Source organism: Phocaeicola plebeius DSM 17135, assembly GCF_000187895.1.
Lineage (GTDB): Bacteria > Bacteroidota > Bacteroidia > Bacteroidales > Bacteroidaceae > Phocaeicola > Phocaeicola plebeius.
The window spans coordinates 95,524-116,238 of record NZ_DS990119.1 but is presented as its reverse complement, the minus strand read 5'-3'; the positions used below and the strand labels follow the sequence as shown (position 1 = coordinate 116,238).

Below are 20,715 nucleotides of genomic sequence, written 5' to 3'. Positions count from 1 at the left end.
ATCAGGTTATTCGTTGACATGTGCATCGAAATAGAAATCGATGTTTTCCGTCGTAATCAGGTTGATGGGCATGTAGTTGCAGTCCTTCACCTTCTTGCGCAGAATCAGGTGGTTGCACAGACATTCAATGCTGTTGTATCCCTGCACGGTAGGCTGCTGGGCTATGACAAAGTCAATGCTTCCGGCCTTCAGACACGCCACGTTGCGACGCAGCAGGTCGTATCCCATAAGATGGAAATCCGTACGTCCGTGACGCTGCATATACTCGCCGATAATGTACGCCTTCGAGTTGAAGGTGATACCGCACTTCACGTTCGGATGCGCCGCAAAGAAATCGTCCAGCAACGAAGCATCTTCACCCGGCTGTTTGGCATAGAGGTTCAGTTCCCACATTTTCAGTTCCGGACAGTGCTCCTTCATATATTCATAGAAACCCTCTTCACGATGGAGCTGCTGGTTCGAACCCAGACGTCCTTCGTTTATCTGACGGAAGATGACAATCTCCGGTTCGCCTTTTGCCAGCAGACGCAACATGCGGGCGGCAAAGTATCCGCTCCGCTGGGCATGCTGTCCGTAGAAAGCCAGCGGTTCCAGTCGGGCAATATTCGAATCAATAAACACATACGGAATGCCGGCTTCACGCAGCAGGTTGACAAACTGCTCCGTTTCTTTTTCCACGGTAGGCGAAAGGATGACCCCGTCGGGCTGTGCGTCCAGAATGCGCATACCACTTTCTATAAAGGCGCCCGACTCGTACTGGTCATAATAATAATCCGACAGAGAAACATTGAAATCGGAAAAGCGGGTGATAGCCTGTTGCATGCCGCGCTCCACATCTTTCCAATAGTCTCCCTCATTGTGCGAAGGAAGCAGATAGGCAAATCTGTATTTCTTGTTCGAAGCCAGCGCACTGGCATACATGTTGGGCTGATAGTTCAGCTTCTTCAATATTTCTTCCACTTTAATGCGGCTGGATTCGGACACACCGCTCCGGGAGTGAAGTACACGGTCTACTGTTCCCACCGATACTCCGGCCATCTGGGCGATGTCCTTGATTCGGATTCTATCTTGCTGTTTCTCCATGCGTTCTTACCTTATTATATTGTACAATCTGTGCATTCAGTAAAAAATCAATTTTTTCGATACAAATATATAACTTATTTTGGTTTTTAAAAAATAAACCGTACCTTTGTGTGCGTACACAAAATAGATATTTCAAAAGCAACCGATGAAAGAATCGTTTTTGTGATACGAGTTAAGAACTACATTATTAATCACATAAGTATAAAAATATCTAGCAATGGGAAAAATTGTTACTTTAGGCGAAATCATGTTGAGATTGTCTACACCGGGCAATACTCGTTTTGTTCAATCAGACAGCTTTGACGTAGTTTACGGTGGAGGTGAAGCAAACGTAGCTGTGAGCTGTGCCAACTATGGTCATGAAGCATACTTCGTAACCAAATTGCCGAAACACGAAATCGGACAGTCAGCTGTAAACGCATTGCGCAAATACGGTGTGAAGACTGACTACATCGCCCGTGGTGGTGACCGCGTAGGTATCTACTACCTGGAAACAGGTGCTTCTATGCGTCCTAGCAAGGTTATCTACGACCGTGCTCACTCTGCCATCGCTGAAGCTGATCCTTGCGACTTCGACTTTGATGCTATCATGGAAGGTGCTGACTGGTTCCACTGGTCTGGTATCACTCCGGCTATCTCTGACAAGGCTGCTGAACTGACTAAATTAGCTTGTGAAGCTGCAAAACGTCACGGAGTAACAGTTTCTGTTGACTTGAACTTCCGCAAAAAACTGTGGACAAAAGAAAAAGCACAGTCTATCATGCGCCCGTTGATGCAGTATGTAGACGTTTGTATCGGTAACGAAGAAGATGCTGAACTTTGCTTAGGCTTCAAACCAGATGCTGACGTAGAAGGCGGTAAGACTGATGCAGAAGGCTACAAGGGAATCTTCACAGCCATGGCTAAGGAATTCGGATTCAAGTATGTAATTTCTACTTTGCGTGAATCTTTCTCTGCTACTCATAACGGCTGGAAGGCTATGATTTACAACGGTGAAGAATTCTATACTTCTAAGCGTTACGACATCGACCCGATTATTGACCGTGTAGGTGGTGGTGACTCATTCTCAGGTGGTATTATCCACGGCTTGCTGACCAAAGCTACTCAGGGCGAAGCATTGGAATTCGCAGTAGCAGCCTCAGCATTGAAGCACACTATCAACGGCGACTTCAACCTGGTATCTGTAGAAGAAGTAGAAGCACTGGCTGGTGGTGACGCTAGCGGTCGCGTACAGAGATAATCACTCAAACAAACAACATTTCATTTAAGGTTAGAAAAAATGGCTAAATTCGATAAAATTGCAGTGTTGAACAAGATTGGTTCAACAGGTATGGTTCCTGTATTCTATCACAAGGATGCAGAAGTAGCAAAGAAAGTGGTAAAGGCTTGCTATGACGGTGGTGTACGTGCATTTGAATTCACCAACCGTGGTGACTTTGCACATGAAGTATTTGCTGAAGTAGTGAAATTCGCAGCAAAAGAATGTCCGGAAATGGCAATGGGTGTAGGTTCTATCGTAGATCCTGCTACTGCTTCTCTGTACATCCAGCTGGGTGCTAACTTCGTAGTAGGTCCGTTGTTCAACCCTGAAATCGCAAAAGTCTGCAACCGTCGTCTGGTGGCTTACACTCCGGGATGCGGTAGCGTATCAGAAGTAGGTTTCGCACAGGAACTGGGCTGCGACCTCTGCAAGATTTTCCCGGGCGACGTACTGGGTCCGAAACTGGTAAAAGGTTTGCTGGCTCCGATGCCATGGTCTAAACTGATGGTAACCGGTGGAGTAGAACCGACTCAGGAAAACCTGACTTCATGGATTAAGGCAGGAGTATTCTGCGTAGGTATGGGTTCTAAGTTGTTCCCGAAAGACAAGGTAGCTGCTGAAGACTGGACTTACGTCACAGAAAAATGCAAGGAAGCATTGGCTTACATTGCAGAAGCTCGTAAATAATACAGAAATTCATTTTGTTTAAAGGTGTATAAGTGAGAAGCCTCGCTACGTCCGGAAGGGTATAGCGGGGCTTTCTCATGCCCGCAAGTGAAGGAATATTCATGAAAAAATACAAAAACGAATACTTCCTGCATGGATATGTGCGCGAAAAATCCTATCTTTGCATGAAATTTTTCGCGAAATATGAAAATTAAGGAAATTGTGAATGCCCTTGAGATATTCGCGCCTCTGCCTTTACAGGACGGATTCGACAATACCGGACTGCAAATCGGATTGACAGACGCGGAAGCTACAGGGGCTTTGTTGTGTCTGGACGTAACCGAAGCCGTGGTAGATGAAGCCATCGCATTGGGATATAACCTGATTGTATCTCACCATCCGCTCATCTTCAAGGGCTACAAGTCGATTACCGGACGTGACTACGTGGAACGCTGCATCCTGAAGGCTATCAAGAACGACATCGTGATTTTCTCGATGCACACCAACCTGGACAACGCACCGCAGGGCGTCAACTTCAAGATTGCCGAGAAAATCGGACTGAAGAACGTAAGAATCCTGGAACCGAAAGAAAACCAGCTGCTGAAACTGGTTACCTTCGTACCGCAGGCACAGGCCGACGAGGTACGTAATGCCTTGTTTGAAGCCGGATGCGGGTGCATTGGCAACTACGATTCCTGCAGCTATAATCTGGAAGGGAAGGGCACTTTCCGCGCACAGCCGGGCACACATCCTTTCTGCGGAGAAATCGGCCAGTTGCACGAAGAGCATGAGGTACGGATTGAAACCGTGCTGCCGGCATTCCTGAAAGGGAAGGTGCAAAAAGTCCTTGTCGAAGCACATCCTTACGAGGAACCGGCCTACGACTTCTATCCCTTGCAGAATGAATGGACACAGGCAGGAGCGGGCATCGTAGGTGAACTGGAAGAACCGGAAACCGAAACCGATTTCCTTCGCCGGATAAAGAAGCTGTTCGAGGTGGGCTGTGTAAAACATTCGCGCATGACAGGACGCCTCATCCAGACTGTCGCCCTCTGTGGAGGAGCAGGAGCCTTCCTGCTGCCCAAGGCCGTAAGAGCCCATGCCGACGTGTTCCTGACAGGCGAAGTGAAATACCACGACTATTTCAGCTACGAGAACGACATTCTCATTGCAGAGATAGGACACTACGAAAGCGAACAATATACAAAAGATTTATTATATTCATTCATACGGGAAAAGTTTCCGACACTCGACGCCCAGCTGACGCGTGTCAATACCAATCCCATAAAATACTTGTAGAAAACTATGGCTAAAGAAGCAAAGAAAGATCCGAATGAATTGAGTGTGGAAGAAAAGCTGAAAGCACTCTACCAGTTGCAAACCATGTTGTCGGAGATTGACAAAATCAAGACACTGAGAGGAGAGCTTCCGCTGGAAGTGCAGGACCTGGAAGACGAAGTAACGGGTCTGAGCACACGTATCGAGAAAATCAAGGCTGAAATCGAAGAACTGAAGTCAAACGTAGCCAGCAAGAAAATCGAAATCGAAACTGCCAAGGCTTCTATCGAAAAGTACAAGAGTCAGCAGGACAACGTACGTAACAACCGTGAATACGACGTACTGACTAAGGAAATCGAATTCCAGAGCCTGGAAGTGGAACTCTGCGAAAAGCGTATCCGTGAATATACAGCCGGCATCAAGTCGAAAGAAGAGGAAATCGTAAAGAGCGAACAGTTGCTGGAAGAAAGAAAGAAAGATCTGGAAGTAAAGAAGAACGAACTGGACGAAATCATCTCAGAAACCAAGCAGGAGGAAGAAAAACTGAGAGAAAAAGCCAAGAACCTAGAAGCTACCATCGAACCGCGTCTGCTTCAGGCTTTCAAGCGTATCCGTAAGAACTCACGCAACGGTCTGGGTATTACTTACGTGCAGCGTGACGCTTGTGGCGGTTGCTTCAACAAGATTCCGCCTCAGAAACAGCTCGACATCCGTATGCGCAAGAAAATCATCGTATGCGAATACTGTGGCCGTATCATGATTGACCCGGAACTGGCTGGTGTAGAAACAGAAAAGCATCTGGAAACAAAAATGAAATAAGCGTCAGACTTCCGTCTGGCAGCAGAAGAAGGGATTCCCGCTCAGGGGATTCCTTCTTTTTTATGCCCTACAAATCAGTATAACGGGGAATGTCCGGGAGAAAATAATACGTATTCCGTGCATAGTCGATGCGGCAGCAGTAGTGACGAAGCCCGTTGCTCACCACCAGGTAATCCACCTTCAGCACCATGTTGTAACGGGTAATCTGGTCAAAGACAGCCTGCGTAATCTCCACCGAAGGAGCCTTGTATTCCACAATCATCTGCGGAGTCAGGTCGCGCCGGTAGAGCACCGTATCACAGCGTTTCTTCGTCCCGTTCAGGTTAATTTGTATCTCATTGGCCAACAGTCCTTGCGGATACCCCTTTTCCTTCAGCAGAAAATTCGTAAAATGCTGGCGTACCCACTCCTCCGGAGTCAGCGCTACATACCGGCGACGGAGCACGTCAAATATCACGTTCTTTCCCTCTCGCTGGGCAATCTTGGCCTCAAAAGCAGGCAGGTTCAATGCAAACATAAGCGTTCTTCTATTACGAAGCAAAGATACTCCATTTTCTCAAAAGTACATAAAAGCTGAATTATTTTCCAAAAACCGAAGGTCTCCGGTAAGAGAAAATCCCAAATTCTTTTTTCTGTTTGCATTATTATTGTACATTTGCGTTTAAGGAAGATAATATCATCTTCCCAATAACCTTTTATTTGGCAACACAAATTCTGAGAGCTAATGAAAACAAAAGAAGAAATCGTAGCAAACTGGCTCCCGCGTTATACCAAGCGGAAACTGGAAGACTTTGGTGAGTACATCTTGTTGACAAACTTCAATAAATACGTCGAAATCTTTGCCGAACGGTTCAACGTGCCCATTTTAGGACGCGATGCCAACATGATTTCGGCCCATGCAGAAGGCATGACCATCATCAACTTCGGCATGGGAAGTCCCAATGCGGCCATCATCATGGACCTGCTCAGTGCCGTACATCCGAAAGCCTGCCTGTTTCTGGGCAAGTGCGGAGGTATCGACAAGAAGAACCAGATAGGCGACCTGATTCTGCCTATCGCGGCCATCCGTGGCGAAGGAACATCGAACGATTATTATCCGCCTGAGGTACCGGCTCTCCCGGCCTTTATGCTCCAGCGTGCCGTATCTTCGGCTATCCGTGACCACTCACGCGACTACTGGACCGGAACGGTGTACACCACCAACCGCCGCATCTGGGAGCACGACGAGGAGTTCAAGAAATACCTGCTGAAGACCCGTGCCATGGCTGTGGATATGGAAACGGCGACTTTGTTCACCACCGGATTTGCCAACCACATTCCTACAGGTGCCCTGCTGCTCGTGTCCGACCAGCCCATGATTCCGGAAGGCGTGAAAACGGAACAGAGTGACAGCATGGTGACCAAGAATTTCGTGCATGAACACGTAGAAATCGGTATCGATGCCCTGCGCATGATCATCGATGAAAAGAAGACCGTGAAACACCTGAAATTTGACTGGTAAACCGACGAAAATGGCAAAAGAAGTCACTTACGAAGAGATTGTACGCAACCTGAAGAACCGCATCTATGCGCCCGTATATTTCCTCATGGGCGAAGAGGATTACTACATCGACCGGATTGCCGACTACATCATCGATACCGTGCTCAGTGAAACGGAAAAGGAATTCAACCTGACCGTCACATACGGGGCCGATACGGATGTGGCCAACGTCATCAACGCCGCCAAGCGTTACCCGATGATGTCGGAATACCAAGTGGTAGTAGTAAAGGAAGCACAGAGCCTGAAACGCATCGAGGAGCTGGCTTTCTACTTGCAGAAGCCCCAGAAATCGACCATACTGGTGGTATGCTACAAGCACGGCAGCATTGATCGCCGGAAAAAACTGGCCGCTGAAATCGAGAAAAACGGGGTGCTGTTCGAATCGCGGAAGCTCAAGGACAGTCAGATTCCCGGTTTCATCTCCTCATACCTGAAACGCAAGAAAGTGGAAATCGAGCCCAAGGCATCGGAAATGATGGCCGAGTTTGTAGGAGCCGACCTGAACCGTATGGCCGGCGAACTGGAGAAACTTATCCTGACACTGCCGGAAGGCGCACGCCGCATCACACCGGAACAGATTGAGCGGAACATCGGTATCAGCAAAGATTACAATAACTTTGAGCTGCGGAGTGCGCTGGTGGAAAAGGACGTGCTGAAGGCCAACAAAATCATCAAATACTTCGAGGAGAATCCCAAGAACAATCCGCTACAAATGACACTGGCCATTCTGTTCAACTTCTTCTCAAACCTGATGCTGGCCTATTACGCACCTGAGAAATCAGACCAGGGAATAGCGGCTCAGTTAGGCTTGAAAAGTCCGTGGCAGGCGAAAGAATACATGGCAGCCATGCGACGCTATTCAGGCGTAAAGGTGATGCAAATCATCCATGCCATTCGCGAATGCGACGCCCGGTCGAAAGGAATAGGCAATCCTTCCGCGCCCGATGGAGAATTGCTGCGCGACTTGATTTATTTCATTCTTCATTAACCGAAACTGAATCTCTGAAAAGAGGAAAGCAATACGCTGTACAAGCGGCATACATCTGAAAAAAGACCGGATGTATGCCGCTTTTTTCGTTTTTCACGAGAATTGAAAAATCAGGAGGAGAATACAAATGGACGTCAAATTTTCAATTCTCACGAAGTTTCCCTACAAACGGTAAATTACAGATAGAAGTGGAAGGTACAAAATACAAATGTAATCACTTATTTGTGTAGAATTGGATGATTTACATTTGTATTTTACCTATTTATCCGCTACAAATGTAAATTTTAGCAAACGGGTAGAGGAGATATTACACTGATACAATGCAATTTACAAGAATAAAGTGTTACTTATCTAAATGTAAACGAATAAATATAACATGCAACTTTAAGAAGTATAATAAACTGAATACCAGCATATTTTAAAATAATATCTACAAATCTGTTCAATAAAACGACCTGAAAGAGCGAATAAACTCTTATTTTGCCAATATATACACATGTATACAATTATAATATACTAATATCCAGCAAAATAACCGACTAAACTAAAGTTAATTACAAATGTATTTACACTTGTATAGAAGCGTAAATGTACAATTGGAATAATATAGTTTACACTTGTAACAATGTAAATTTAGATTTATAAATTTGCATTTCTAAATTTAAAGAATTACTTTTGTAATCAACAAACAAAGCCATTTCCATTTGTATATGAAGGACCGGATTCTAAAAGTCATGCAAAAAGAGGGTTTATCAAATGCCGAATTCGCCGAAAAGATAGGCATCTCCACCTCTTCACTGTCGCACATCTTCAGCGGGCGAAACAAACCCAGCCTGGAAGTCGTCATGCGCATCCATAAGGCATGTCCGTACATCAACATCAACTGGCTGCTCTACGGTGAAGGCGAAATGGAAGAAAGTGCTCCCGCCGTAACAGGCATGGACTTGTTCTCACAACCGCTCGAGAATCCGAAAAACACGACCGAAGAGCCGGCTCACTCCGATTTTCGCAAGGAGAACGAGGTTCCTACCGTGGTTTATCCGCCAAAAGAGATTATCAGAGAGGAAGTTAAGTACATCGAAAAGCCGCATCCGAAGATTACCGAAATACGTATTTTCTTCGACAACGGCACCTACGAGGTATTCAAACCCGAAAAATAAGTCGCCGAACGACAAAAGCACCCGCCAAGGTGTTAGGCATATAAAAGGTAAATTCGTATCTTTGCGTGAAAGAAACGAATTTACCTTTTTTATATGAAGAAATACATCTTAGATTTGACAGTCACCGAGAACACTCGCCTGCACGCGAACTACGTTCTCATCAAGCTGACGCAAGAGGCTCCCTTGCCCGAAATGCTTCCGGGACAGTTTGCCGAAATCCGGGTGGACGGTTCGCCGACTACCTTCCTGCGTCGCCCCATTTCCATCAACTACGTAGATAGAGAGAAAAACGAAGTATGGTTCCTCGTCCAGCTCGTGGGCGACGGTACCCGTAAACTGGCTACCGTACAGAAAGGCGATACAGTAAACGTAGTGCTCCCGCTGGGCAACGGATTCACCATGCCGGCTTCTGCCGACACCAAGGTGCTGCTCGTGGGCGGCGGTGTAGGTACGGCTCCCATGCTATACCTGGGCGAAGCGCTCCTGAAACAAGGATGCAAGCCCACCTTCCTGCTGGGTGCCCGCTCGAAGAACGACCTGCTCCAGCTGGAACAGTTTGAAGCCCTCGGCGACGTGTACACTACCACCGAAGACGGCAGCATGGGCGAAAAGGGATACGTCACCATGCACAGCGTACTGAAAGCACAGAAGTTTGACATGATTTACACCTGCGGCCCGAAACCCATGATGATGGCAGTGGCCAAGTATGCCAAGGCAGAAGGCATCGAATGCGAGGTGTCACTGGAAAACACCATGGCCTGCGGCGTCGGAGCCTGCCTCTGCTGCGTGGAAAAGACAGACGAGGGACATGTGTGCGTATGTAAAGAAGGTCCGGTATTTAATATAAAGAAACTATTATGGCAGATTTAAGCGTAAACATCGGTAAATTGAACTTGTCGAACCCGGTCATGACCGCATCGGGTACATTCGGATATGGACTGGAGTTTCAGGACTTCGTGGACCTGGAGAGAATCGGAGGTATCATCGTGAAGGGAACCACACTTCACCACCGTGAAGGAAACCCTTACCCGCGTATGGCCGAAACACCCATGGGTATGCTCAATGCCGTGGGATTGCAGAACAAAGGCGTGCATTATTTCGTGGACCACATCTATCCGCAGATTAAGGACATCCGTACGAACATGATTGTAAACGTGTCCGGCTCACAGGTGGAAGACTATGCGGAGACGGCTTCCATCATCAACGAACTGGAAAACATCCCGGCCATCGAGCTGAACATTTCCTGCCCGAACGTGAAGCAGGGAGGTATGGCTTTCGGTGTAACGGCTCACGGAGCTGCCGAAGTGGTGAGTGCCGTACGTAAAGTCTACAAGAAGACATTGATTGTAAAACTGTCGCCCAACGTGACAGACATCACCGAGATTGCCCGTGCCGTAGAAGGTGCCGGAGCCGACAGCGTGTCGCTCATCAACACCCTGCTGGGCATGGCCATCGATGCAGAAAAGCGTCGTCCCATCCTGTCGACCGTGACCGGAGGTATGAGTGGTGCTGCCGTGAAACCCATCGCCCTGCGCATGGTATGGCAGGTAGCTAAAGCCGTAAACATTCCGGTAATAGGTCTGGGTGGTATCATGAACTGGAAGGATGCCGTAGAATTCCTGCTGGCAGGTGCCACTGCCATCCAGATTGGTACAGCCAACTTCATTGATCCGGCCATCACCGTGAAAGTGGCCGAAGGCATCAACGATTATCTGGACCGTCACGGATACAGTTCCGTACGCGACATCATCGGTGCACTGGAAGTCTGAAAACAACACTTTTCAAGGCCCGAAAACAGGCATAAAAAAACGTCCTTGCGTTCGTCACAAAACGCAAGGACGTTTTCTTTTAAACGCAAGTGCGTTTTACCTAAAACGTAAAGGCGTTTTAAATGAAACGGACTTGCGTTTGAAAGTAAGTCTTTACATCTAAAATCAAAGATACAGCTCACATGCTTTTCGTTCAGTACATGCCTTTTTCAGCATCATGTTCACGACAGCAAGAAGCAAGCGGTTCACTTTTCTCGCCTGATGGGGACACACGGAGACGCAACGCATGCATGAAATACAGGCTTTTTTGTTCACTTTTGCCGGGTTGCTTGGGTCGATGGCTCCGACAGGGCATCTGACAACACACAAACCGCATCGGGTACACGCCTTCGTAGGCTTCGGAACGACACCTGCCTCTCCAGCCTTCCTGTATGGTCTGTTGCCAGGTATTGCAGGAGTAGTAAAATCATTTCGCTTCAGTTTATCACCAATCTTGTCTGCAAACCCTTTCAGTTGTTCGTAGTCTTTTTCGTCTGGTCTGTTCGTGGCGTATCGATGAGCAATTGAATGTTCTGCAATGGCTGCCACTGCAGACACGACTGAAAATCCTGCCTGTTGCACAAGGTCCTGAAGCTCCACCAAAGTATCCTCATAGGCGCGGTTTCCATATACACACACGATGATGGCTTTTGCTCCATTGCCCTGAATCTTCGAAATGCGTTCTGCGGCAGTAGAAGGAACACGTCCGCTATACGATGGAACAGCCACTATAGCTACATCCTCCTTTGTCAATGAGAATCTATGAAAATCCTCCTTACCGTTTGACAAGTCGACATTCGTAATATCCCGACTCAATTCATTTGCCAGGAAATCGGCAACTTTCTTTGTTCCGCCTGTCGGGCTGAAGCTTATTTCATAAATGCTCATACCTTGTTTTTCCTTTTATTATTACTTTTATTTCCCTTCCAGCAAATCCGGACGCAAACGCTGGGTCCGTTCAAGCGACTGCTGGAACTCCCATTCACGAATCTTCGCTTCATGGCCGGACAGCAAGATGTCGGGCACCTTCCAGCCGTTGTATTCTGCCGGACGAGTGTACACCGGAGGAGCCAGCAGGTTGTCCTGGAACGAATCGGACAAAGCCGACTGCTCATCGGAAATCACTCCCGGAATGATGCGGACAATCGAATCGGCAATCACCGCTGCCGCCAGCTCGCCGCCCGTCAGCACATAGTCGCCAATGCTGATTTCCTTCGTGATGAAATGCTCGCGGATGCGGTAGTCGATGCCCTTAAAGTGTCCGCACAGAATAATCAGGTTCTGCGACAGCGACAGCGTGTTGGCCATCTTCTGGTTGAACTGCTCGCCGTCGGGCGTCGTGAAAATCACCTCGTCGTAATGACGTTCCGCCTTCAGTGCAGAGATACACCGGTCAATCGGCTCAATCTTCATCACCATGCCGGCACATCCCCCGAACGGATAATCGTCCACCTTACGGTAACGGTCGTACGCGTAATCGCGCAGGTTATGGATGTGAATCTCGGCAATTCCTTTCTTCTGAGCACGGCTCATGATGGAGTAATTGAAGAATCCTTCAATCATTTCCGGCAATACGGTTATAATGTCTATTCTCATTTGTCTGCGATTGTTTTTTGCAAAAGTACGAATATTTTTGCTACTTTTGCATGAAACATTACGCTTTAATGTCATGACAGAAATAGAAAGAATCGACCAGCTGCGTGAAGAGTTACACACGCATAATCATAACTACTACATTCTCAATGCACCAACCATCAGCGACCAGGAATTCGACCGGCTCATGCGTGAACTGCAGGATTTGGAAGCGAAACACCCCGAACACTACGACGAGAACTCGCCGAGCGTGCGCGTGGGCAGCGACCTGAACAAGGAGTTCCGCCAGGTAGAACACAAGTATCCTATGCTCTCATTGGGCAACACGTATTCCGAGACAGAGGTGCGGGAGTTCTACGAACGTGTGCGGAAGGCACTGAACGAGGACTTCGAAATCTGCTGTGAGCTGAAGTTCGACGGTACGTCTATCTCGCTGACCTACGAAGACGGACGACTGGTGCAGGCGGTGACGCGTGGTGACGGTGTACGGGGCGATGACGTGACGGACAACGTGAAGACCATCCGTTCCATTCCGCTGCGCCTGTCGGGCGAAGGCTATCCCCGCCGGTTTGAAATCCGGGGTGAGATTCTGATGCCGTGGACGGTGTTCGAGGAACTGAACCGCGAACGTGAGCAGCGTGAGGAACCGCTTTTTGCCAATCCGCGCAATGCGGCTTCGGGTACGCTCAAGTCGCAGAACTCGGCAGTAGTGGCTTCGCGCAAGCTGGATGCCTACCTATATTATCTGTTGGGCGAGGAACTGCCGCACGACGGGCATTATGAGAATTTGCAGGAAGCGGCACGCTGGGGCTTCAAAGTGTCGTCGCACATGCGCAAGGCCCGTACGCTGGAAGAGGTATTCGACTTTATCAACTACTGGGACTTGGAGCGCAAGAATCTGCCGGTGGCTACCGACGGCATTGTGCTGAAGGTAAACTCACAGCGCCAGCAGCGCAACCTGGGCTTCACGGCCAAGTCGCCGCGCTGGGCCATCGCTTATAAATTTCAGGCGGAACAGGCTTGCACCAAACTGCTGAAGGTAACGTATCAGGTGGGACGTACGGGAGCGGTAACCCCCGTAGCCAATCTGGAACCGGTTCAGCTTTCGGGTACGGTGGTGAAACGTGCTTCTCTCCACAATGCCGACATCATCGAGTCGCTCGACCTGCATTTGGGCGATATGGTGTACGTGGAAAAGGGCGGCGAAATCATTCCGAAGATTACGGGAGTGGATAAGGACGCACGTCCGGAAGGAAGCGAGAAGGTAACTTTCATCACACACTGTCCGGAATGCGGCAGCCGACTGGTACGCTACGAGGACGAAGCTGCACATTACTGCACGAACGAAGACGGTTGCCCTACACAGATAAAGGGCCGCATCGAGCATTTCATCAGCCGCCGTGCCATGAACATCGAAGGGCTGGGACCGGAAACCGTCGACCAGTTCTATCAGGAGGGACTGATTCACGACGTGGCCGACCTCTACACGCTGCAAGCAGCAGACATCTGCCGTCTGAACCGCATGGGAGAAAAATCGGCCGAGAACATCATACAGGGAGTAGAGAAATCGAAGACCGTTCCCTACGAGCGTGTCATCTTTGCACTGGGCATCCGCTTTGTGGGCGAAACCGTGGCCAAGAAAGTGGCACGTGCGTTCCGCTCCATCGACGACCTGAAATCGGCTACGCTGGACGACCTGATTCACGTGGACGAAATCGGCGAAAAGATTGCACAGAGTATCCTGCGTTATTTCCACAGCGAGAAGAATCTCCAGCTCATCGAACGCCTGCGTGAAGCCGGAGTACAGATGGCCATCAGCGAGGAAGAGACAGCCGGGCAGACCGACAAGCTGCAAGGCCAGTCCATCGTCATCAGCGGCGTATTTGCCCACCACTCACGCGACGAATACAAGGCACTTATCGAAAAGCATGGCGGAAAGAACGTGGGCAGCATCTCCAAGAAAACAAGCTTCATCCTGGCCGGAGAGAATATGGGCCCCAGCAAACTGGAAAAAGCAGAAAAACTGGGCATCCGCATCGTAAATGAAGAGGAGTTTCTCGGAATGATCGGCGAATAAAGTGCCAGTCCTTTACAAATTATTTATAAAAGGCAAAAAAACGATTAAATCTATAGGTTAAATTGAAAATATTCGTACTTTTGTACACTTGTTAAAGTGATTATATTTCATTTATGATAGTAAGAAGACTGAAAGGAATGGGGGTAGCTCTGATTACTCCCTTCAAGAGCGACGGTAGCGTGGATTATAACGCGCTGGTACGACTCGTTGAATATCAGGTACAAAATGGGGTGGATTTTCTCTGTGTACTGGGTACCACTGCGGAAACACCGACACTGACTGAGGAAGAAAAAAGACAAATCAAGAAAGTGGTGATAGAACGCGTCAACGGTCGTGTGCCAATTTTGCTGGGCATCAGCAGCAACTGCACGCAGACGGTGCTCAACACGCTGAAAAATGAGGACTTCACAGGAGTGGACGCTGTACTGGTGGCCGTTCCTTATTATAATAAACCTTCACAGGAAGGCATTTACCAGCACTATAAAGCTATTGCCGAAGCTACTGATCTTCCGGTAGTGCTCTACAATGTGCCGGGACGTACCGGTGTGAACATGACGGCCGAAACAACCTTGCGTCTGGCACGCGACTTCAAGAACATCGTGGCTATCAAGGAAGCATCGGGCAACATTACACAGATGGACGATATCATCAAGAACAAACCGGAGAATTTCGACGTAATCTCGGGCGACGACGGTATTACCTTCCCGCTGATTACCTTGGGAGCCGTGGGCGTTATCTCCGTTATCGGAAATGCCTTTCCGCGTGAATTCAGCCGCATGACACGTCTGGCACTGGCCGGCGACTACAACAATGCGCTGACCATCCATCACCAGTTTACGGAGCTGTTCAAGCTGCTGTTCGTCGACGGTAACCCTGCCGGAGTGAAAGCCATGCTGAGCATGATGGGAATGATTGAAAACCGTCTGCGCCTGCCGCTAGTTCCTACCCGCATCACTACTTACGAGCAGATGCGCCGCATACTGGATGAGCTGAAAATAAAATGCTAAAGAAATCACGGCAGAGTCCTGCCGTGACCGTATAAAAAAAGAGATTTCAAATCTGTACAGAACCTGTCTGATTTGAAATCTCTTTGCTTTTTGTTGTATCCAAAGTCATCTTCTTCAAAGGGCGGGCATCAATTTTCTGCCTGATGCAGAAGCGATGCCAGTTCGGAGGAAGTTACATTCTTTGCCACAATGGCTCCACGGTCGTTCACCAGGTAATTGATGAATCCGTGCTTCAGGTCGTACGACTTGAATATCTCCGAATTTTCACCTTCCATTTCCTGATAGACGTTATCGCTGATACCGTCCTGGCGAACCGCCGCGTTGAATACCGACTGGTAGCGGTCGAATGAAATGGAAATCATCTCAACACGGGCGTCGTCCGAAACCACATTGTGCAGTCTGGCATTGCGTGTACGCGATGCGGCGTCGTAACTGGCCCAAAAGCTCAGCAGGATGTAATTGCCTTTTGCGGCTTGCAGGCTGAGCGGCTGCTTTTCTTTTCCGAGCACTAACTCCGGAGCCTGCGCCCCAAGCGGAAGTTTCTCGGTGGGAGTCTTTCTCTTGTCAAATGACAGAGAAATGAAGGAACTGAATACTAATACAACAAAAAACCACTTTACATTTTTGAGCATGTAATTTGATTTTAGTTAATACTATCCGGTACTGTGTCCTTACAGTGATTTCCTGCCCGGAACATTACTTCTGTGGCCGGAACAGCAGGACTGCCCGGCCACGTGAATCTGGGAAATCCGTTGCAAATATACGGTTTATTTCCCTAAAAAGTTCAGAAAAGTCTAATATTTTATGTTTTTAAGCATAATTTTTAAGTTTCATCTGAAGCATCTCCCCATTTTCGGCTACGTAAACGTACTTGTCGGCCCCACGGTCTTCCACTTCTATACGGTAGTAATTCCCGGTTTCTGTTTCAAAGAAATCCACATCGTCGACCTCCATTCCGCTTCCTGACAAATCAGCCAAAGCTTGGCGTACGCCTTCGGGAAGGGTACTGTATTCGCGCTCTTCTATCTCGTATGTAGTATGTATCCAGGAAAGAACTCCATCAGCCAGTTTGTAGTACACTTCTTTCTGACGGCCGCCGTCACGGATTTCCACTTCGATACCCCCTTTTTCTTCTTCAATGTCCAGAATCACAGCCTGAGGATATTTTGTCTTTACCAGCTCCTTCACCTCCGATGTCTGTCCGGGAGCTACCGGAGTATGTTCTCCCCATTCTGCTTCTTCACGAATCAGCGTGCCATCTTCCAGATAGGTAAGTTCATATTCCTTCTCACCCGATTCCACTTCAATGACGTAAATCACGCTGGCATCGGTTTTCTCAATCTTGTCCACATCATCTACTCTCCATGATGCGTATGCACCGGTTTTAAAGGCATCTTGCACAACTTGCGGTAATTGAGCAAAAGGAATGTCATATTCCGTCATCACCCATACACCGTCAGGAGTAAACCATGCTTTGTTCTCATACCCGTTATCTGCAAACTCAGCTTCATAGAACTGACCTTTTTGTTCCCAGTCCACTCTCGATACATTCGGGTATCGGGTATCAAAAGCTTCTTGCAGGTTTGCCGAAACTTGTACGTGGTTATCGTCATCTTTATCACAGCTCTGCAGGCCGACTACACCTAGTGTCATCATTGCCCAAAATACAAACTTCTTCATAATTCAGTGTCCCTTTTTTCTTTTGTTTGTGACAAAGGTCTGACACAATTCTGAAAAGATTTTGAAATAATCTGCGAAGTTGGAAAAAAAATGAGATTTCGCGTGCCCAGTCTATTTTTATCACTATATTTGGGGTACAACAACTTAGCCTATTTATATATGATATATATACACCGCATTCTTGTGATCTTTTTCTGTCTGTTTTTCTCCACTGTATCGGCTCAGAAAGTGGGACTGGTACTCAGTGGGGGCGGAGCAAAAGGCCTGACACATATCGGCATTATTCGTGCACTGGAAGAAAACAACATTCCCATCGACTATGTCACGGGTACTTCCATGGGCGCCATCGTCGGTTCGCTGTATGCCATGGGCTATTCGCCGGACGACATGGAAAAGCTCATCAAATCGGAAGATTTCAAGCGATGGTATTCCGGAGGGATACAGGAAAAATACATCTACTATTTCAAGCGGAATCCGCCTACACCGGAGTTCATCAATATCCGTGTATCATTGAAAAATCCGCTGCACAAGGTAAAAACACAGTTTCTGCCTTCCAGCGTGGTCGACCCGTTGCAGATGAACCTGGCATTCGTAGAATTGTTCGGACAGGCTACTGCGCTCTGTCGGGGGAACTTTGACAATCTGTTCATTCCTTTCCGCTGCGTGGCTTCCGATGTGTATAACAAACGTCCAATCATCTTTAAGGAAGGTGATTTGGGAGATGCCGTACGTGCTTCCATGAGTTTCCCTGGCATGTTCAAACCCATTGAAATAGATTCCGTACTGGCGTATGACGGAGGAATATACAACAATTTTCCGGTCAATGTAATGACAGAAGATTTTCATCCGGACATCATTATCGGTAGCGTGGTAAGTTCCAATCCCGGGAAACCGCAGGAGGGAGACATCATCGGACAGCTGGAAAGCATGATCATGCAGAAAACAGATTACTCCGTTCCCGATTCTACGGGCATCCTGATGACCTTCAAATACGACGATGTAAACCTGATGGACTTCAACCGTTTTGACGAACTCCACGACATCGGCTATAAGCGTACCATGGAACTGATGGACTCCATCAAGAACCGGATATCACGCCGTATGGACTATCGCTTGCTGGAGAAGGAGCGCATGGCATTCAAAAAGAAAATGCCTGAATTCCGCTTCCGCAATATCATCATTCATGGAGCAAACGATCAGCAGAAAAAATACATCCGTAAGGAATTCCACAGTGAAGAAGACGGCACATTCTCTCTGGAAGAGCTTCGGAAAGGATATTTCCGCCTGATGTCGTCCGATAATATGATTTCTGAGATTATTCCTCATGCGGTATATAATCCCTACGAAAACGATTTTAATTTGGATTTGAAAGTACGTATGAAGGATGACCTCTCTCTGAGAGTAGGAGGAAACGTTGGCTCAAACGGAGCCAATCAGGTATATATAGGAGCCACCTACCACAACTTGAACAATTTATCCAAGGAATTCTCATTGGACGGACAGCTGGGACAAATCTACAACAACTTGCAGCTATCCGGACGTATTGACTTGCCAACCCGGTTGCCGACTTCGTATCGTCTGGTTGCTTCCTTATCTACCTTCGACTACCTGAAGCAGGAAAAACTGTTGAGCAAAGGAAATACTCCGATCTTCAACAAACAAAAAGAAGAGTTTGTCAAGTTGTTTGTATCCATGCCTTTCCTGAGCAGGCAAAAAGCAGAATTCGGTATCGGGGTAGGCCAGTTGGAAGACCAATACTTCCAGACGAACGTCATTGACTTTAGCTCAGACGTACGCGACGCCAGCAAATATACCATATTTGGCGGTTCGGTTGCATTGGACGGAAATACACTTAACAGCCGGCAGTTTGCCACTTCCGGACGGCGTGAAAGACTTGCTGCACACATTTATACTGGGGTGGAACGGTACTATCCAGGAAACGAAGATCCCGCCTATACGGAAAACTATAAATACATCCAATCATGGCTGCAAATAGCCTATGAACTGGAAAAGTATCATACACTCAACCCTCATTTCTCGCTAGGAACCTACCTGAAGGCCTATTATTCTTCGCGTAACTTTAGCCACAATTACCGGGCTACCATGATGCAGGCTGGAGAATTTGCACCTACGGCTCACAGTAGAATCACCTACAACGAAGCATTCCGGGCTAATCAGTTTGTAGGAGCAGGTGTATGTCCAATCTACCAGTTCAACAGCGTGCTTCAGGTAAGACTAGGCATGTATGGATTCGCACCGATTTTCCCCATCCGGGAAGAAAGTGGTAAAGCACGCTATGGAAAAGTGTTCTCACAGTTCGAATATATGGGCGAACTGGATCTGGTAGTCAGACTTCCTTTCGGCTCCATATGTGCCTACCTAAATCACTATAGTTCACCGAGTAACAACTGGAATTTAGGCCTCACACTAGGCTGGCAGATATTTGGAAGCCGGTTTATGGAATAATTTTTATTGAAAAAAATCGCAGAAATATTTGGAAGTTTCGTACAAACTCCATACCTTTGCACCCGTCAAACAAAAAGGACATGGCCGCGTAGCTCAACTGAATAGAGTAGCTGACTACGGATCAGCCGGTTACAGGTTTGAATCCTGTCGCGGTCACCTTCCTTGTTAGTTTGAATGAAATGATTGGCCGCGTAGCTCAACTGAATAGAGTAGCTGACTACGGATCAGCCGGTTACAGGTTTGAATCCTGTCGCGGTCACCATTTTCTACTGAAGATTTAGAAATAATTGGCCACGTAGCTCAACTGAATAGAGTAGCTGACTACGGATCAGCCGGTTACAGGTTTGAATCCTGTCGTGGTCACTTTTCTAATCAAAATTTGAACGATTGGCCGCGTAGCTCAACTGAATAGAGTAGCTGACTACGGATCAGCCGGTTACAGGTTTGAATCCTGTCGCGGTCACAAAGAAGCACCTTTTTAAAAGAGGTGCTTTTTTTGTATCTGCAACTTTGCTATCTACAGCATAATCCAAGGGATTCGGCCGATTATCAAGTTTAACTGCGAATTTGCGATTCAACGTAAAATTTGCTAGAAAAAGACTCTTCCATGTGCCAACATAATCGCTTACTCTTTATTAATTTTCCGTAAGAAAAAAACGTAGAACAACGTTTCCTGAAAATATTTTTTACAGAAATCCCCTCAAAAGACTAAGGAAGAAAGAGAACACCATACGATAATCTTTAAAACAGAGCGAGAATTACTTTCCACAATGAAATTTCCTGCTCCTATAAAATTTTGAACGCATTTCTAACAAAGAGGAGAGAATGCTATTTTTCTAATTAAACATAATACGGATTATGTGCATAATCCAAATATTTTACTTTCCTTAGTCTTGCTGTAAGGTTTATACCCTCAGTCTCAGATTATTATTTGAAGAATTGACCACTTTTAAATAGTTAAATTTATGAGGTATTCTCTAGTACATCGGACTCGTGGTAAGCGTATAGATTTTGGAAGTAAATCTGAGCTTATCGACTGGATTAAGCAACATGGATTTTTGTTGTCTGATCATGTGCAGCGTCTTTGGTCTTTGCATCGTCTTAGAAAGACTTCTGATTTCTTTTCTTCTTATGTGTTGTCTGACAGGATTTGTTCTTTGTTTGAATACATTAATTTACATAAACTCTTAGTCAAATGAAAAAATTTTTAGTATGTCTGTTTTGCGTTGGATCCCTCTTTTTGGCCGCATCTTGCGGTTCATCTTGGGATTTCTCAGGAAGTAATGTAA

18 protein-coding genes and 4 tRNA genes are annotated in these 20,715 nt (G+C 47.2%); 16 read left to right on the top strand and 6 right to left on the bottom strand.

Annotation, left to right across the window (positions count from 1 at the left end):
- Nucleotides 1–6 precede the first annotated feature (6 nt).
- Nucleotides 7–1,083 carry a LacI family DNA-binding transcriptional regulator gene (locus BACPLE_RS01725; RefSeq protein WP_007558343.1) on the bottom strand — a complete coding sequence of 359 codons (1,077 nt, stop codon included), beginning with the start codon at nt 1,081–1,083 and terminating at the stop codon, nt 7–9.
- A gap of 217 nt (nt 1,084–1,300) precedes the next feature.
- Here BACPLE_RS01725 and BACPLE_RS01720 point away from each other — a divergent pair, with 217 nt between their 5' ends.
- The 4 genes from BACPLE_RS01720 to BACPLE_RS01705 all read left to right on the top strand — a co-directional run bounded on the left by BACPLE_RS01720 (nt 1,301) and on the right by BACPLE_RS01705 (nt 5,107).
- On the top strand, nt 1,301–2,323 hold the full coding sequence (locus BACPLE_RS01720) for a sugar kinase (RefSeq protein ID WP_007558339.1): 1,023 nt from the start codon (nt 1,301–1,303) through the stop codon (nt 2,321–2,323).
- Between the two features lie 39 nt (nt 2,324–2,362).
- The gene (locus tag BACPLE_RS01715; protein WP_007558337.1) at nt 2,363–3,031 is read left to right on the top strand and encodes a bifunctional 4-hydroxy-2-oxoglutarate aldolase/2-dehydro-3-deoxy-phosphogluconate aldolase; all 669 of its coding nucleotides are present in this window, start codon (nt 2,363–2,365) and stop codon (nt 3,029–3,031) included.
- 183 nt (nt 3,032–3,214) lie between these two features.
- Nucleotides 3,215–4,309, top strand: coding sequence for a Nif3-like dinuclear metal center hexameric protein (locus BACPLE_RS01710; protein WP_007558334.1), 1,095 nt, complete (start codon nt 3,215–3,217; stop codon nt 4,307–4,309).
- Between the two features lie 6 nt (nt 4,310–4,315).
- Nucleotides 4,316–5,107 carry a zinc ribbon domain-containing protein gene (locus BACPLE_RS01705; RefSeq protein ID WP_007558331.1) on the top strand — a complete coding sequence of 264 codons (792 nt, stop codon included), beginning with the start codon at nt 4,316–4,318 and terminating at the stop codon, nt 5,105–5,107.
- A 67-nt stretch (nt 5,108–5,174) separates the two neighbouring features.
- Here the strand turns inward: BACPLE_RS01705 and BACPLE_RS01700 are convergent, their stop codons facing one another.
- The gene (locus tag BACPLE_RS01700; protein ID WP_007558329.1) at nt 5,175–5,624 is read right to left on the bottom strand and encodes a type I restriction enzyme HsdR N-terminal domain-containing protein; all 450 of its coding nucleotides are present in this window, start codon (nt 5,622–5,624) and stop codon (nt 5,175–5,177) included.
- 207 nt (nt 5,625–5,831) lie between these two features.
- Between BACPLE_RS01700 and BACPLE_RS01690 the strand changes: the two genes are divergently transcribed.
- The 5 genes from BACPLE_RS01690 (at nt 5,832) to BACPLE_RS01670 (ending at nt 10,564) form a co-directional block, all read left to right on the top strand.
- A complete protein-coding gene (locus BACPLE_RS01690; protein WP_007558324.1) occupies nt 5,832–6,608 on the top strand; it encodes an AMP nucleosidase in 777 nt (258 codons plus the stop codon).
- Nucleotides 6,609–6,618: 10 nt separating this feature from the next.
- Nucleotides 6,619–7,635 carry a DNA polymerase III subunit delta gene (holA, locus tag BACPLE_RS01685; protein ID WP_007558322.1) on the top strand — a complete coding sequence of 339 codons (1,017 nt, stop codon included), beginning with the start codon at nt 6,619–6,621 and terminating at the stop codon, nt 7,633–7,635.
- Nucleotides 7,636–8,345: 710 nt separating this feature from the next.
- The gene (locus BACPLE_RS01680) at nt 8,346–8,795 is read left to right on the top strand and encodes a helix-turn-helix domain-containing protein (protein ID WP_007558318.1); all 450 of its coding nucleotides are present in this window, start codon (nt 8,346–8,348) and stop codon (nt 8,793–8,795) included.
- 93 nt (nt 8,796–8,888) lie between these two features.
- Complete coding sequence (locus BACPLE_RS01675; protein WP_007558316.1) at nt 8,889–9,665, top strand: dihydroorotate dehydrogenase electron transfer subunit; 777 nt, start codon at nt 8,889–8,891, stop codon at nt 9,663–9,665.
- A complete protein-coding gene (locus BACPLE_RS01670) occupies nt 9,653–10,564 on the top strand; it encodes a dihydroorotate dehydrogenase (protein WP_007558315.1) in 912 nt (303 codons plus the stop codon). The genes BACPLE_RS01675 and BACPLE_RS01670 overlap by 13 nt, the downstream gene beginning before the upstream one ends.
- 165 nt (nt 10,565–10,729) lie before the next feature.
- Here the strand turns inward: BACPLE_RS01670 and BACPLE_RS01665 are convergent, their stop codons facing one another.
- Nucleotides 10,730–11,491, bottom strand: a complete 762-nt coding sequence (locus tag BACPLE_RS01665; RefSeq protein WP_007558311.1) for a 4Fe-4S binding protein — start codon at nt 11,489–11,491, stop codon at nt 10,730–10,732.
- A 27-nt stretch (nt 11,492–11,518) separates the two neighbouring features.
- Complete coding sequence (gene trmD, locus BACPLE_RS01660; protein ID WP_022053273.1) at nt 11,519–12,199, bottom strand: tRNA (guanosine(37)-N1)-methyltransferase TrmD; 681 nt, start codon at nt 12,197–12,199, stop codon at nt 11,519–11,521.
- Between the two features lie 73 nt (nt 12,200–12,272).
- On the opposite strand from trmD, the gene ligA reads away from it, so the two are divergent.
- Nucleotides 12,273–14,273 (top strand): NAD-dependent DNA ligase LigA, encoded by a 2,001-nt coding sequence (ligA, locus tag BACPLE_RS01655; RefSeq protein WP_007558308.1) that lies wholly within the window; start codon nt 12,273–12,275, stop codon nt 14,271–14,273.
- A 113-nt stretch (nt 14,274–14,386) separates the two neighbouring features.
- Entirely contained in the window at nt 14,387–15,280 is an 894-nt protein-coding gene (gene dapA / locus BACPLE_RS01650; protein WP_007558307.1) for a 4-hydroxy-tetrahydrodipicolinate synthase, read from the top strand.
- A gap of 128 nt (nt 15,281–15,408) precedes the next feature.
- Here dapA and BACPLE_RS01645 read toward each other — a convergent pair whose 3' ends face one another.
- Together BACPLE_RS01645 and BACPLE_RS01640 are read right to left on the bottom strand one after the other, a co-directional pair.
- Nucleotides 15,409–15,912, bottom strand: coding sequence for a thioredoxin family protein (locus tag BACPLE_RS01645; protein WP_007558305.1), 504 nt, complete (start codon nt 15,910–15,912; stop codon nt 15,409–15,411).
- Nucleotides 15,913–16,090: 178 nt separating this feature from the next.
- Nucleotides 16,091–16,960, bottom strand: coding sequence for a PepSY-like domain-containing protein (locus BACPLE_RS01640; protein ID WP_007558303.1), 870 nt, complete (start codon nt 16,958–16,960; stop codon nt 16,091–16,093).
- 159 nt (nt 16,961–17,119) lie between these two features.
- Between BACPLE_RS01640 and BACPLE_RS01635 the strand changes: the two genes are divergently transcribed.
- From BACPLE_RS01635 to BACPLE_RS01615, 5 genes are all read left to right on the top strand, one after another.
- Nucleotides 17,120–19,426 (top strand): patatin-like phospholipase family protein, encoded by a 2,307-nt coding sequence (locus BACPLE_RS01635; RefSeq protein ID WP_007558300.1) that lies wholly within the window; start codon nt 17,120–17,122, stop codon nt 19,424–19,426.
- Between the two features lie 82 nt (nt 19,427–19,508).
- Nucleotides 19,509–19,582 (top strand) — tRNA-Arg (locus tag BACPLE_RS01630).
- A gap of 29 nt (nt 19,583–19,611) precedes the next feature.
- Nucleotides 19,612–19,688: transfer RNA gene (locus BACPLE_RS01625), tRNA-Arg, on the top strand.
- A gap of 27 nt (nt 19,689–19,715) precedes the next feature.
- A tRNA-Arg gene (locus BACPLE_RS01620) sits at nt 19,716–19,789 on the top strand.
- 26 nt (nt 19,790–19,815) lie between these two features.
- Nucleotides 19,816–19,889, top strand: a tRNA-Arg gene (locus BACPLE_RS01615).
- The last annotated feature ends 826 nt before the right edge of the window (nt 19,890–20,715 follow it).

Coding starts and splice junctions, on each gene's coding strand:
- BACPLE_RS01725 (WP_007558343.1), bottom strand. CDS start 1,083: ATGGAGAAACAGCAAGATAGAATCCGAATCAAGGACATCGCCCAGATG.
- BACPLE_RS01720 (WP_007558339.1), top strand. CDS start 1,301: ATGGGAAAAATTGTTACTTTAGGCGAAATCATGTTGAGATTGTCTACA.
- BACPLE_RS01715 (WP_007558337.1), top strand. CDS start 2,363: ATGGCTAAATTCGATAAAATTGCAGTGTTGAACAAGATTGGTTCAACA.
- BACPLE_RS01710 (WP_007558334.1), top strand. CDS start 3,215: ATGAAAATTAAGGAAATTGTGAATGCCCTTGAGATATTCGCGCCTCTG.
- BACPLE_RS01705 (WP_007558331.1), top strand. CDS start 4,316: ATGGCTAAAGAAGCAAAGAAAGATCCGAATGAATTGAGTGTGGAAGAA.
- BACPLE_RS01700 (WP_007558329.1), bottom strand. CDS start 5,624: ATGTTTGCATTGAACCTGCCTGCTTTTGAGGCCAAGATTGCCCAGCGA.
- BACPLE_RS01690 (WP_007558324.1), top strand. CDS start 5,832: ATGAAAACAAAAGAAGAAATCGTAGCAAACTGGCTCCCGCGTTATACC.
- holA (WP_007558322.1), top strand. CDS start 6,619: ATGGCAAAAGAAGTCACTTACGAAGAGATTGTACGCAACCTGAAGAAC.
- BACPLE_RS01680 (WP_007558318.1), top strand. CDS start 8,346: ATGAAGGACCGGATTCTAAAAGTCATGCAAAAAGAGGGTTTATCAAAT.
- BACPLE_RS01675 (WP_007558316.1), top strand. CDS start 8,889: ATGAAGAAATACATCTTAGATTTGACAGTCACCGAGAACACTCGCCTG.
- BACPLE_RS01670 (WP_007558315.1), top strand. CDS start 9,653: ATGGCAGATTTAAGCGTAAACATCGGTAAATTGAACTTGTCGAACCCG.
- BACPLE_RS01665 (WP_007558311.1), bottom strand. CDS start 11,491: ATGAGCATTTATGAAATAAGCTTCAGCCCGACAGGCGGAACAAAGAAA.
- trmD (WP_022053273.1), bottom strand. CDS start 12,199: ATGAGAATAGACATTATAACCGTATTGCCGGAAATGATTGAAGGATTC.
- ligA (WP_007558308.1), top strand. CDS start 12,273: ATGACAGAAATAGAAAGAATCGACCAGCTGCGTGAAGAGTTACACACG.
- dapA (WP_007558307.1), top strand. CDS start 14,387: ATGATAGTAAGAAGACTGAAAGGAATGGGGGTAGCTCTGATTACTCCC.
- BACPLE_RS01645 (WP_007558305.1), bottom strand. CDS start 15,912: ATGCTCAAAAATGTAAAGTGGTTTTTTGTTGTATTAGTATTCAGTTCC.
- BACPLE_RS01640 (WP_007558303.1), bottom strand. CDS start 16,960: ATGAAGAAGTTTGTATTTTGGGCAATGATGACACTAGGTGTAGTCGGC.
- BACPLE_RS01635 (WP_007558300.1), top strand. CDS start 17,120: ATGATATATATACACCGCATTCTTGTGATCTTTTTCTGTCTGTTTTTC.